Origin of the sequence: Pseudomonas mohnii (assembly GCF_900105115.1) — a bacterium.
GTDB lineage: Bacteria > Pseudomonadota > Gammaproteobacteria > Pseudomonadales > Pseudomonadaceae > Aquipseudomonas > Aquipseudomonas mohnii.
Genome location: NZ_FNRV01000001.1, coordinates 3,751,992 through 3,764,880, shown reverse-complemented (window position 1 = coordinate 3,764,880; position 12,889 = coordinate 3,751,992). Strand labels below are relative to the sequence as shown.

Here is a 12,889-nt window from a genome sequence, read left to right as displayed (position 1 = left end):
AATTCAATGAGTCAGCGCGCTCCAGTCAAACGGCTGCACAAAGTGGCCGGTGTCTTCGGCCATCATCGGACGCGACACCAGAAAACCCTGCACATACTCGCAACCATTGGCTTGCAGCCAGTTGTACTGCGCAATGGTTTCCACCCCTTCGGCAATCACCAGCATCCCGTACTGCTTGCACAGCTCGATGACACTGCGCACCAGCGCCGCATCCCGCGAAGAGTCCGGTAGCCGCGCGATCAAATGGCGGTCAAGTTTGAGCGTATCCAGTTCCAGATCGCGCAAATGAGCCAGCGAACACGGGCCGGAACCGAAATCATCCAGCGCGACCCGGACGCCAAGATTGCGCAGCAACCGCAGCTGTTTGCGGGTCTCATCGGGATGATGCATCAAGGCCGCTTCCGTCACCTCGACTTCCAGATGACGCGCCTGCAAGCCATGACGATCCAGCACTTGGCGCAGCTCGGTGACCAGGTTAGGCATGGCGAATTGCGTGCTGCTCAAACTGACGCCCAGCACCAGATCCTCGGCAAACAGCGCTTCCCAGGCTTTGCGCTGCCCGGCACCGCGATGGTAAATCCAGCTGCCCAGGCGGCTGATCAATCGCGCCTCTTCCAGCAACGGCAAAAACAGTCCAGGCGGCACATCGCCCACGCTGGGGTGCTGCCAGCGCAGCAACGCCTCGAAGCCACGAATCTGCCCGTCGGCGATGGACACTTGGGGTTGATACACCAGGTTGAAATCGCGATTCTCGATGGCCGTGCGCACACTTTCTTCGAGCATCAACCGCGAGCGTGCCCGGCCGTTCATTTCATGATCGTAAAAACGATACTGCTGACGCCCGGCGCGCTTGGCTTCGTACATGGCGATGTCGGAAGCCCGCAACAAACCGTCGAGATTGGCGCCGCAATCCGGGAACGTCGCGATACCAATGCTCGCGCCCAGGGCGATATCCAGGCCATCGATTTGCTGGCAAATCGAAACCCGCTCAATCAGTTTTTCCGCAATCTTGGCCGCTTGCTCCGGGAACTCCAGGTCCAGAAAGGCGGTGAATTCGTCGCCGCCCATGCGCGCCAGGATATCGAAGGGCCGCAGACAGGCCTTCAGTTGCTCGGACACCCAGCGCAGCACCCGGTCGCCGGCATCGTGACCGAGGAAATCGTTGACCCGCTTGAAGCCATCGAGGTCCAGGTACAACAGCACCCAGGCACTGTCGGAGCGTTCGCCGCGCAACAGCAGGGTTTCCACGGTCTGGTAAAAACCGCGCCGATTGAGCAGCCCGGTCAACGGGTCGGTGACCGCCTGGGATTCCAGTTGCTGATGCAGGTGACGCACCACCGACATATCCTGAATCGTCACCACCATCGCCCGCTGTTCGGCGGGCAACGGCGCACAGGACAGCGCCACTGACACCTGCTGTCCCGGCGCGGTACGCAACAGCGCATCGTGCAGGCGTACCGTGTCGCCGCGCTTGTACCCGGCCAACAGATCCGAATCGGCCCAGACCGGGACATGCGGTTTTTGCAGGAAATCCAGGAACTCCCTGCCTTGCAGCTCTCGCACCGGTGCATTGAGCAGCCGCGAGATCGCCGGGTTGGCAAAGCCGATCCGGCCGTCGTCGCCGACCACCAGAATGCCCTCGGCGGCGTTATCCAATATCGAGGCATTGAAGGCGCGAGCGACCTCCAGGTCATGGCTCAGGCGCTGCAACTCCCGGCGATTGCGCTGGTGCTCCAGCAACGCCTGAACCTTGGGCTTGAGAATCTGCGGATCGAATGGCTTGAACAGGTAATCCACCGCGCCACTGGCATAGCCCTTGATCACAGCATCCTGGGACTGCTCGTTGGCGGTGAGAAAAATAATCGGTGTCAGTCGGGTTCGTTGGCTGCCGCGCATCAGGCGCGCGACTTCAAATCCATCCATGCCCGGCATCTGCACATCCAGCAGTACCAGGTCGACTTCGTGTTCAAGCAACAGGCCGAGGGCCTCGAAACCCGATGCAGCTGTGATGACTTGCCAGTCCTGGCGCTGCAACAACGCGCGCATGCTGATCAGGTTTTCAGGGTAATCGTCGACGATTAATAAGGTTGAGCTGCCTTCGGCTGGCTTGAGGTGGGCGCATTCCATGCTGCTTCTCTATATTCGGGACGTCAGGCCGGGTTCTTGTGAAAACCGGACAAATACTGAAGCTTCACTCTAGACCCGGATCCGGGAAACCAGAAGGTATCAGAGCGCCATCATTTAACTGAAGCGTCCATTTACCGACTAACGGTCGGCGCTGCAGCCCGCTAAAACCGGCATAGATGGCATTTCGACAGGTTGTTGACGCCAGCAAAGCGCCGGACGGGCATTAACAAAAAAGCCCTCTGCGCTTATAAAGGCCGCCCAGAATGGGCGTGCTAGAGCGATTAGTACGTGCGTGCAGTAAAAATTCGTGGAAGCTTTTGACTATGATCGACCTCGCAACCTGGAACCTCAGCGTTCCCGTCGGCAGCCCGCCGTACACCGTAGAAACCTCCAAACTGGTGAACGGCTTCAAGGATCAATACTTCCATTCCAACACCGGCACACTGTTCTTCTGGTCCCCGGTGACCGGCTCGCGTACTGAAAACGCCATCTACCCGCGCACCGAGCTGCGGGAAACCTACAGTAATGGCACGCTGAAAAACTGGTGCTACCCGGACGCCGACAACTCCCTGCGCGCCACCCTGGCGGTGAACCAGGTACCCAGTTCGGGCAAGATCGTGATTGGCCAGATCCATGCCTATGAAAGCCAGAAACCCTTGGTGAAGGTCGAGTACCAGTACAAGACCAAGACCTTGAGCGGCAACATCGTCGCCAAAGTGCGCATGCACCCTGACGACGACGAAGGCCGGGTGATCACCATCGCCACCGGGGTGAAACTTAATCAGCAGTTCTCCTACCTCATCCACCTCAGTCCCGGCGGCGCACTGGGCATCAGCGCGGCGGGTTACCAGTGGGATAGCAATATCAGCGCGACGTGGCGCAACAAACCGCTGTACTTCAAGGCCGGGGTGTATGTGCAGGACAACACCGGATACACCAGCGAGGGCGGCATGGTGACGTTCAGCAAGCTGGATATCGATCACGATAAATAACTATTTTTCTTTCAAGTCCCGAAGCACCTGACGGGCTGTCAAAGAGTGATCCGGCGCGACCGAAGTCTCACCGGATCACTTGCTCGTCCTGAATCCTAACGAACGCACATCAGCATGAAACTCTTGGACGTCCCCACATCCTTTTCTGAACTGCCTGATACTTGGGTGATCACTTTCAACTTACGTGTCGTCGGCGTTCCGGCCAGTTTGGCTTGAGCGAATAACAAATCGTCGTATGACTCAACATCCGTTACAGATACAGAGCAGAACCCTGATGCTCGCTCAAATATGCCAGCCTTGAGGGATATTTCATATTCAGAAAAATACCCCGGCCGCGGATAATGTTTCACGCTACTGATCCATTCGGGCGACTGCCTTATCACTGCACCCTTGCTATCAATAGAGGCCGTAAAATAGTGGTCGGCTGCATGGGCGCTGGCCGAGCTGGCCCCCAGGAACAACATCGATAAAACATAAAGACCTGGTTGCTTGATATTTTTTCCAGAAAACATGCTCAAGTTCCTCTTCCATGAATGAAAAAATCGATGGCGATCCAGCCATCGATAAACTCATTTAGCTCACCCCTTGCACCCTGTCAAAGGCAACCAAAACAAATGGAAAAATGCCTGTTCATCGAGTAACTCTTCCTACAACTAATAAAATAAATAGATTCAAGTTTTGACTTTTAACCTGCCCATAAAAAAACCCGCCTTTCGGCGGGTTTTTCATGCAACTCAAACGCTGAAGGCTTAGTTGACCTTGGCGTTCAACTCACCTTTCAGGTAACGCTGGAACATCGCTTCCAGAGAGATCGGCTTGATCTTCGAAGCGTTGCCCGCGGTGCCGAAGGCTTCGTAGCGAGCGATGCACACGTCGCGCATGGCCGTCACGGTGGCGCCGAAGAATTTACGCGGGTCGAATTCGCTCGGGTTGGTGGCCATCAGGCGACGCATTGCGCCAGTGGATGCCAGACGCAGGTCGGTGTCGATGTTGACCTTGCGCACGCCGTGCTTGATGCCTTCGACGATTTCTTCAACCGGTACGCCGTAGGTTTCTTTAATGTCGCCGCCGTACTGGTTGATGATCGCCAGCCACTCTTGCGGTACCGAAGACGAACCGTGCATCACCAGGTGAGTGTTCGGGATGCGCTTGTGGATTTCCTTGATACGGTCGATCGCCAGCACGTCGCCGGTAGGTGGCTTGGTGAACTTGTAGGCGCCGTGGCTGGTGCCGATGGCGATGGCCAGGGCATCGACCTGGGTGCGCTTGACGAAGTCAGCGGCTTCTTCCGGGTCGGTCAGCATCTGGCTGTGATCCAGAACGCCTTCGGCGCCGATGCCGTCTTCTTCACCGGCCATGCCGGTTTCCAGCGAACCCAGGCAGCCCAGCTCGCCTTCTACCGAAACGCCGCAGGCGTGAGCCATGGCCACGGTTTGTTGGGTCACACGGACGTTGTAGTCGTAGTCAGTCGGGGTCTTGCCGTCTTCGCCCAGGGAACCGTCCATCATCACCGAGCTGAAGCCCAGCTGGATGGAACGCTGGCAGACGTCAGGGCTGGTGCCGTGGTCCTGGTGCATGCACACCGGGATGTGCGGGAATTCTTCGATTGCCGCCAGGATCAGGTGACGCAGGAACGGCGCGCCGGCGTATTTGCGTGCACCGGCCGAGGCCTGGACGATCACCGGGGAGTCAGTCTTGTCAGCGGCTTCCATGATGGCGCGCATCTGCTCAAGGTTGTTGACGTTGAAGGCTGGAACGCCGTAGCCGAACTCGGCTGCGTGGTCCAGCATCTGGCGCATGCTGATAAGTGCCATTGTGTGTGTCTCTCCCGGATTGGGTCGTTAATCGTGCCAGCCTGCCGTAGCGGCGGCGGCTATTCAAGTTATTGCAGATCGGGGGTTAATTCCGGGCTGCGAATTCGGTGTTGCATCAATCCCAGAACATCGGCCCTCTGTGGGAGCGAGCTTGCTCGCGATGGTGGCCCAGACAACGCGGGCATTCAGGCGCCCAGCGTCATCGTTAACGACCATCGCGAGCAGGCTCGCTCCTACAGGTACGGCGTAGTCCGTTTATTGCGCCTTACAGCCACGGCCAATCAAATCATTGGTGGCGACCCAGTAAACCAGGCCTTCCTCACCTTTTATGTGAAACGCCAGCATGTTGTCGCTATACAGCGAACCCGACGCGCCCGGCTCCTGCTTCAAGCGGTAAACCTGATCGGCACCGCCCAGGCGCACGTCGACTTCCTTGCGGCTGTCGTCGGTGTAGCGCCAAAGCACTTTGGCCTGGCTGTCGCAGGTCCAGGTGGTCCAGTTATCCACAGGAGCGGAGGACTGGAACAGGTTCAACTGAGCGCAACCCGCCAACAACGCCAACGCCGCAACGGCGATAAAACCTTTCATCCGTGCTCCTCGACTGACAGCACACGCCGCCAGCCCTGAGTAATCAGTCAGACCCGTCAAGGGCAACCACGTTCCTTGGCGGGCGTCTGTGTCTCGTACTTGTCCAGGCCATCAGGCCCGGAACGCTTGTTGATCACCGGATTGGTCTCCGCCTGCCACTCGGCCTGGTAGCAGCCGTTCTGGGGTGCAACCGGCGCAGGGTCCGGCGTGGCTTTCGGGTTACTCCCGCAAGCCGCCAGTGAGCCCGCGACGATCAACAGCGCTAGCGTCTTGACCATGTGAACACTCCCTTGCCGGGTCAAACGGGCGACCCTCAGGCCTTGGCCCGGCTTTCCAGGACTTCAACGGCTGGCAGCACTTTGCCTTCGACGAATTCGAGGAACGCGCCGCCACCGGTAGAAATGTAGGAGATTTGGTCGGCAACGCCATACTTATCGATAGCCGCCAGGGTGTCGCCGCCGCCAGCGATCGAGAACGCCGCACTGTCCGCGATGGCCTGGGCCAGCACTTTGGTGCCGTTACCGAACTGATCGAACTCGAACACGCCGACCGGGCCGTTCCACAGGATGGTTTTCGATGACTTCAGCAGTTCGGCGAAATTCGCTGCGGTCTGTGGGCCGATGTCCAGGATCATGTCGTCGGCAACGACGTCGGCGATCAGCTTGACGGTAGCTTCGGCGCTTTCGGCGAACTCCTTGGCCACCACCACGTCCACCGGCAGCGGTACGCTGACCTTGGCGGCGATGGCGCGGGCGGTGTCGAGCAGGTCCGGCTCATACAGGGATTTGCCGACCGGGTGACCGGCAGCCGCGAGGAAGGTGTTGGCGATGCCGCCGCCGACGATCAACTGGTCGCAGATCTGGCTCAAGCTGTTCAGTACGTCGAGTTTGGTCGACACCTTGGAGCCAGCGACGATGGCGGCCATTGGCTTGGCCGGAGCGCCGAGGGCTTTGCCCAGTGCATCCAGCTCGGCGGCCAGCAGGGGACCTGCCGCAGCGACTTTGGCGAACTTGGCCACGCCGTGGGTCGAACCCTCGGCACGGTGAGCGGTGCCGAAGGCGTCCATCACGAACACGTCGCACAGGGCGGCGTATTGCTGGGCCAGTTCGTCAGCGTTCTTTTTCTCGCCCTTGTTGAAGCGCACGTTTTCGAACAGCACGATGTCGCCGGCCTTGACGTCGACGCCGCCCAGGTAGTCAGCCACCAGCGGCACTTCACGGCCCAGGGCCTTGCTCAGGTAGTCGGCGACTGGCTTGAGGCTGTTCTCGGCCGAGAACTCGCCTTCGGTCGGACGGCCAAGGTGCGAACAAACCATCACGGCCGCGCCTTTTTCCAGGGCCAGCTTGATGGTCGGCAGCGAAGCCAGGATTCGCGCGTCGCTGGTGACAACTCCGTCCTTGACTGGGACGTTGAGGTCTTCGCGGATCAATACGCGCTTACCTTGCAGATCGAGGTCGGACATCTTCAACACGGTCATGGGTCGCATTTCCTGAGTTACTGTTTTGTAGAGACAGAAAGTGAAGTAGCTGTTTGCAGATAATGCTCGGCTACATCCAGCATTCGGTTGGCAAAACCCCATTCGTTGTCGAACCAGGCCAGGATGTTGACCAGCCGGGGGCCGGAAACACGGGTCTGACTGGCATCGACGATGGCCGAATGTGGGTCATGATTGAAATCACAGCTTGCATGTGGGAGCTCGGTGTAGGCCAACAGCCCCTTGAGCGGGCCACTGGTGGCCGCCTCACGCAAGATCCGGTTGACCTCCACGGCGTCGGTATCGCTGACGGTCTGCATCGTAATGTCGAGGCAAGACACGTTAACCGTTGGCACACGTACGGCTTTGGCCTGAATTCGCCCGGCAAGTTCCGGCAACAGGCGTTCGATGCCGCGCGCCAGACCAGTGGACACCGGAATCACCGACTGAAACGCCGAACGGGTGCGGCGCAGGTCTTCATGGTGATACGCATCGATCACCGGCTGATCGTTCATCGCCGAGTGAATGGTGGTGATCGACACATACTCCAGACCAATGGCCTGATCCAGCAGGCGCAACAACGGCACGCCGCAGTTGGTGGTGCAGGACGCGTTGGACACCAGCAGTTCATCGCCGGTCAGGCAATCCTGGTTCACGCCGTAGACGATGGTGGCGTCGACATCCGACTCGCTGGCCATCGGCTGGGAAAACAGCACCCGGGGGGCGCCGGCGTCGAGGAAACGCTGGCCGTCTGCACGGGTGTGGTAGGCGCCGGAGCATTCCAGCACCAGATCGACGCCCAGGGACGCCCAATCGATGCCTTCGGGGGTGGCACTGCGCAGGACCTTCACGCAGTCGCCATTGATATGCAGACAATCGCCGTCGACCTTCACCTCGCCGGGAAAGCGCCCGTGGGTGGAGTCGAAGCGTGTCAGGTATTCGATGCTGGCCATGTCGGCCAGATCGTTGATCGCGACAATTTCAAACCCGGCCTTCTCGCCTCGCTCGAACAACGCACGCAAGACGCAACGACCAATCCGGCCGTAGCCGTTGAGTGCAACTTTGTAGGGACGCGGTTGAGGCATGGGGTTCTCGATAGACGCAGTCAGACGAAATTCTTGTGTGCAACACGCCCCATGTAGGAGCGAGCCTGCTCGCGATGGTGGCCCAGACAACGCGGGCATTCAGACACCCAGCGTTATCGTTAACGACCATCGCGAGCGGGCTCGCTCCTACAGGGGAATCGCGGTGGTCTTGAAACCACCGCGACGTGTTCAGTCTTCCAGCAGCTCTTCAGCCTGACCCAGGATGTTTTCCAGGGTGAAACCGAACTCTTCGAACAAGGCAGGCGCAGGCGCCGACTCGCCGTAGGTGGTCATGCCGATCACGCGACCTTCCAGGCCGACGTATTTGTACCAGTAGTCCGCGTGAGCGGCCTCGATGGCGATACGGGCGCTGACTTGCAATGGCAGAACCGACTGCTTGTAACCGGCATCCTGGGCATCGAACACGCTGGTGCACGGCATGGAAACCACACGCACCTTGCGGCCTTGCTCGGTCAGTTTGTCGAAGGCCTGAACGGCCAGGCCGACTTCCGAACCGGTGGCGATCAGGATCAGCTCAGGCTCGCCCGCGCAATCTTTCAACACGTAGCCACCGCGGCTGATGTCGGCGATCTGCAGGGCAGAACGGGTTTGGTGTTGCAGGTTCTGACGCGAGAAGATCAGGGCCGAAGGACCGTCTTTACGCTCCAGTGCATACTTCCAGCTCACGGCCGATTCAACGGCATCGGCTGGACGCCAGGTGTCGAGGTTCGGCGTGCAGCGCAGGCTGGCCAGTTGCTCGATTGGCTGGTGAGTCGGACCGTCTTCGCCCAGACCGATGGAGTCGTGGGTGTAGACATGGATCACGCGCTGCTTCATCAGGGCCGACATGCGCACGGCATTGCGGGCATATTCCATGAACATCAGGAAAGTCGCGCCGTAAGGCACCAGGCCGCCATGCAGGGCAACGCCGTTCATGATGGCGGTCATGCCGAATTCGCGCACACCGTAGTACATGTAGTTGCCGCTGGCGTCGTCAGCCGTGACGCCCTTGCAGCCTTTCCACAGGGTCAGGTTGGAACCGGCCAGGTCAGCCGAACCGCCGAGGAACTCAGGCAGCAGCGGACCGAAAGCGTTCAGCGCGTTCTGGCTGGCCTTGCGGCTGGCGATGGTTTCGCCTTTGGCGGCCACTTCGGCGATGTAGGCATCGGCCTTTTCGCTGAAGTCTGCCGGCAGTTCGCCGCTGAGGCGACGGATCAGTTCGTTGGCTTCAGTCGGGAAAGCGACGGAATAGGCCGCGAAACGCTGGTCCCACTCGGCTTCGACGGCGCGGCCGGCTTCCTTGGCGTCCCACTCGGCGTAGATGTCGGCCGGGATTTCGAACGGGCCGTGGTTCCACTTCAGCGCCGCACGGGTCAGGGCGATTTCCGCGTCACCCAGCGGGGCGCCGTGGCAGTCTTCCTTGCCTTGCTTGTTCGGCGAACCGAAGCCGATGGTGGTCTTGCAGCAGATCAGGGTCGGCAGCGGGCTCTTGCGTGCCGTCTCGATCGCGGTCTTGATTTCTTCCGGGTCGTGACCGTCGACATTGCGGATCACTTGCCAGTTGTAGGCTTCGAAACGCTTCGGCGTGTCGTCGGTGAACCAGCCTTCGACTTCGCCGTCGATGGAAATGCCGTTGTCATCGTAGAAGGCAATCAGTTTGCCCAGGCCCAGGGTACCGGCCAGGGAAGCGACTTCGTGGGAAATGCCTTCCATCATGCAGCCATCACCCAGGAACACGTAGGTGTGGTGGTCGACGATGTTGTGCCCTGGACGGTTGAACTGGGCCGCCATGACTTTTTCAGCCAGGGCAAAACCCACGGCGTTGGCCAGGCCCTGGCCCAGTGGACCGGTGGTGGTCTCGACGCCCGGGGTGTAACCGAATTCCGGGTGGCCCGGGGTGCGGCTGTGCAGTTGACGGAACTGCTTCAGGTCGTCGATAGACAGGTCGTAGCCGGTCAGGTGCAGCAGCGAATAGATCAACATCGAACCATGACCGTTGGACAGCACGAAGCGGTCACGGTCGGCGAACGATGGATTGGTCGGGTTGTGCTTGAGGTAGTCGCGCCAAAGCACTTCGGCGATATCTGCCATACCCATAGGGGCACCGGGATGGCCGCTGTTGGCTTTTTGCACGGCATCCATGCTGAGTGCACGAATGGCGTTGGCACGCTCACGACGGCTGGGCATCGCTGTTCTCCTGCGGGTTCTGAATCGAGAGTGATAAAAATGAAACGGAAAAAAGGCGAGCATTTTCCCTCACACGGACGCCTCGGGGCAATGACAGATAGTCATCTGGAGGCGTTTTTCCCATGGATTGCGACGCTTTCGCCTGATGAAACCTTTCCGCTGTTCGTTTGTAGAGTTAACCACCTCGTAAGAAGTGCCATCCATCGAGCAATATCAAAACTTTTTGATATTGCCCTTGCGGTGTTTTCGACGCGTGTCTAGACTGCCGGCCTTATGAATTTACGCGTGCCTTCCATTCAACATGACGATTGCGATGAGCTGGCAGCCCTGTGCAAGGCTGGCGGCGATCCTCTGCGGTTGAATGTATTGCGCGCCCTGGCCAACGACTCGTTTGGCGTACTGGAACTGGCGCAGATCTTCGGCATCGGCCAGTCAGGCATGAGTCATCACCTCAAGGTCTTGGCCCAGGCCGACCTGGTGGCGACCCGCCGTGAAGGCAATGCGATTTTCTACCGTCGCGCCCTGCCCCACACCGAACTGCTGGGTGGCAAGCTGCACGCAGCCTTGCTCGAAGAAGTGGACAACCTGTCCTTGCCCGACGATGTGCAGTCACGGATCACTCTGGTCCACGGGCAACGGGCGGCGGCCAGCCAGGATTTTTTTTCACGGGTCGCGGAGAAATTTCGCGCCCAGCAAGATTTGATCGCCGGCCTGCCGCAGTACCGCGAAAGCGTGGTGGCCTTGCTCGACAAACTGAGCTTCGGCGCTGGCGCCTCGGCGATTGAAGTCGGCCCCGGCGACGGCGCGTTTCTGCCGGAACTGGCGCGCCGCTTCACACAGGTCACCGCGCTGGACAACAGCCCGGCGATGCTTGAACTGGCCCGCCAGGTTTGCGAACGCGATACGCTGGCTAACGTTACCTTGCAACTGGCCGATGCATTGAACGGCGTCAGCCTGACGGCAAATTGCGTTGTATTGAACATGGTGTTGCACCATTTCGCCGCGCCGGCCGAAGCGCTCAAGCGCATGGCCGACTTGCTGAAACCAGGCGGTAGCCTGTTAGTGACAGAGTTATGTAGCCATAACCAGAGTTGGGCCAAGGAGGCCTGCGGTGATCTCTGGTTGGGGTTTGAACAGGACGATCTGGCCCGTTGGGCCACCGCTGCGGGACTCGTTCCCGGGGAAAGCCTCTATGTAGGCTTACGTAATGGTTTCCAGATCCAGGTCCGCCATTTTCAGCGACCGGCTGGCAACACTCACCATCGGTAAATATCAGGAAAACATCGAGATGAGCGAATACTCCCTTTTCACCTCCGAGTCCGTGTCTGAAGGGCATCCGGACAAAATCGCCGACCAGATTTCTGATGCGGTGCTGGACGCCATCATTGCTGAAGACAAGTTCGCCCGTGTGGCGTGCGAGACTCTGGTGAAAACGGGCGTGGCGATCATCGCCGGCGAAGTCACCACTTCGGCCTGGGTTGACCTGGAGCAGATCGTCCGTGACGTGATCATCGACATCGGCTACACCAGCTCCAACGTCGGCTTCGACGGCGCGACCTGCGGCGTGATGAACATCATCGGCAAGCAGTCCCCTGACATCAACCAGGGCGTTGACCGTGCCAAGCCTGAAGATCAAGGCGCCGGCGACCAGGGCCTGATGTTCGGCTACGCCAGCAACGAAACCGACGTGCTGATGCCTGCACCGATCACCTTCTCGCACCAACTCGTGCAGCGTCAGGCTGAAGCCCGTAAATCCGGCCTGCTGCCTTGGCTGCGTCCGGACGCCAAGTCGCAAGTGACCTGCCGTTACGAAAACGGCAAGGTGGTCGGCATCGACGCCGTTGTTCTGTCGACCCAGCACAACCCGGAAGTGTCTTACAACGACCTGCGCGAAGGCGTGATGGAGCTGATCGTCAAGCACGTGCTGCCTGCCGAACTGCTGTCCAAGGACACCCAGTTCCACATCAACCCGACTGGCCAGTTCATCATCGGTGGCCCGGTGGGCGACTGCGGCCTGACCGGTCGCAAGATCATCGTTGACAGCTACGGCGGCATGGCCCGTCACGGCGGTGGCGCGTTCTCCGGCAAGGATCCATCGAAGGTTGACCGTTCGGCAGCCTACGCCGGCCGTTATGTCGCCAAGAATATCGTCGCTGCCGGCCTGGCCGAGCGCTGCGAGATCCAGGTTTCCTACGCCATCGGCGTCGCTCAGCCGACTTCGATCTCGTTGAACACCTTCGGCACCGGCAAGATCAGCGACGAAAAAATCGTCAAACTGGTCCGCGAAGTCTTCGACCTGCGCCCATACGCCATCACCAAGATGCTCGACCTGCTGCACCCGATGTACCAGGAAACCGCTGCTTACGGCCACTTCGGTCGTACCCCGACGACCAAGACTGTGGGCGACGACACCTTCACCACATTCACCTGGGAAAAAACCGACCGCGCCGACGCACTGCGTTCTGCTGCCGGCCTGTAAGCCTTCCCCCGCGGTACCCAAAAGCCCTGCACGGTTCGCCGTGCGGGGCTTTTTTATGCGTTCTCACCGTATTGCCGCCTTCGCGAGCAAGCTCGCTCCCACAAGGATCGGGGGCATATTCTGCGTACACCATCGAACCCTGT

General features: G+C 59.6%; 12 protein-coding genes. 4 read left to right on the top strand and 8 right to left on the bottom strand.

The features are described 5' to 3' along the window. Positions 1 to 3: 3 nt before the first annotated feature. Positions 4 to 2,127, bottom strand: a complete 2,124-nt coding sequence (locus BLV61_RS17440) for a putative bifunctional diguanylate cyclase/phosphodiesterase (protein WP_047534385.1) — start codon at positions 2,125 to 2,127, stop codon at positions 4 to 6. Between the two features lie 323 nt (positions 2,128 to 2,450). On the opposite strand from BLV61_RS17440, the gene BLV61_RS17435 reads away from it, so the two are divergent. Then, positions 2,451 to 3,119 (top strand): polysaccharide lyase family 7 protein, encoded by a 669-nt coding sequence (locus BLV61_RS17435; protein WP_090466644.1) that lies wholly within the window; start codon positions 2,451 to 2,453, stop codon positions 3,117 to 3,119. Between the two features lie 95 nt (positions 3,120 to 3,214). Here the strand turns inward: BLV61_RS17435 and BLV61_RS17430 are convergent, their stop codons facing one another. The 7 genes from BLV61_RS17430 to tkt all read right to left on the bottom strand — a co-directional run bounded on the left by BLV61_RS17430 (position 3,215) and on the right by tkt (position 10,267). After that, complete coding sequence (locus tag BLV61_RS17430) at positions 3,215 to 3,631, bottom strand: hypothetical protein (protein ID WP_090466642.1); 417 nt, start codon at positions 3,629 to 3,631, stop codon at positions 3,215 to 3,217. Positions 3,632 to 3,868: 237 nt separating this feature from the next. After that, entirely contained in the window at positions 3,869 to 4,933 is a 1,065-nt protein-coding gene (gene fba, locus BLV61_RS17425; RefSeq protein ID WP_019694035.1) for a class II fructose-bisphosphate aldolase, read from the bottom strand. Between the two features lie 255 nt (positions 4,934 to 5,188). Continuing rightward, positions 5,189 to 5,521 carry an MliC family protein gene (locus tag BLV61_RS17420; RefSeq protein ID WP_047534398.1) on the bottom strand — a complete coding sequence of 111 codons (333 nt, stop codon included), beginning with the start codon at positions 5,519 to 5,521 and terminating at the stop codon, positions 5,189 to 5,191. A 56-nt stretch (positions 5,522 to 5,577) separates the two neighbouring features. Further along, positions 5,578 to 5,799, bottom strand: a complete 222-nt coding sequence (locus BLV61_RS17415; protein WP_047534401.1) for a hypothetical protein — start codon at positions 5,797 to 5,799, stop codon at positions 5,578 to 5,580. Positions 5,800 to 5,834: 35 nt separating this feature from the next. Next, entirely contained in the window at positions 5,835 to 6,998 is a 1,164-nt protein-coding gene (locus tag BLV61_RS17410) for a phosphoglycerate kinase (RefSeq protein WP_090466640.1), read from the bottom strand. Positions 6,999 to 7,015: 17 nt separating this feature from the next. Beyond that, a complete protein-coding gene (gene epd, locus BLV61_RS17405; protein WP_090466638.1) occupies positions 7,016 to 8,080 on the bottom strand; it encodes an erythrose-4-phosphate dehydrogenase in 1,065 nt (354 codons plus the stop codon). A gap of 189 nt (positions 8,081 to 8,269) precedes the next feature. After that, a complete protein-coding gene (gene tkt, locus BLV61_RS17400; RefSeq protein WP_047534409.1) occupies positions 8,270 to 10,267 on the bottom strand; it encodes a transketolase in 1,998 nt (665 codons plus the stop codon). Positions 10,268 to 10,306: 39 nt separating this feature from the next. Here tkt and BLV61_RS30955 point away from each other — a divergent pair, with 39 nt between their 5' ends. The 3 genes from BLV61_RS30955 to metK are packed head-to-tail and all read left to right on the top strand — an operon-like array spanning position 10,307 to position 12,746. Further along, positions 10,307 to 10,528, top strand: a complete 222-nt coding sequence (locus BLV61_RS30955; protein ID WP_139213636.1) for a hypothetical protein — start codon at positions 10,307 to 10,309, stop codon at positions 10,526 to 10,528. Positions 10,529 to 10,540: 12 nt separating this feature from the next. Then, complete coding sequence (locus BLV61_RS17395) at positions 10,541 to 11,536, top strand: ArsR/SmtB family transcription factor (protein WP_090466636.1); 996 nt, start codon at positions 10,541 to 10,543, stop codon at positions 11,534 to 11,536. Positions 11,537 to 11,555: 19 nt separating this feature from the next. Then, a complete protein-coding gene (gene metK, locus BLV61_RS17390; protein WP_047534415.1) occupies positions 11,556 to 12,746 on the top strand; it encodes a methionine adenosyltransferase in 1,191 nt (396 codons plus the stop codon). Positions 12,747 to 12,889 lie beyond the last annotated feature (143 nt).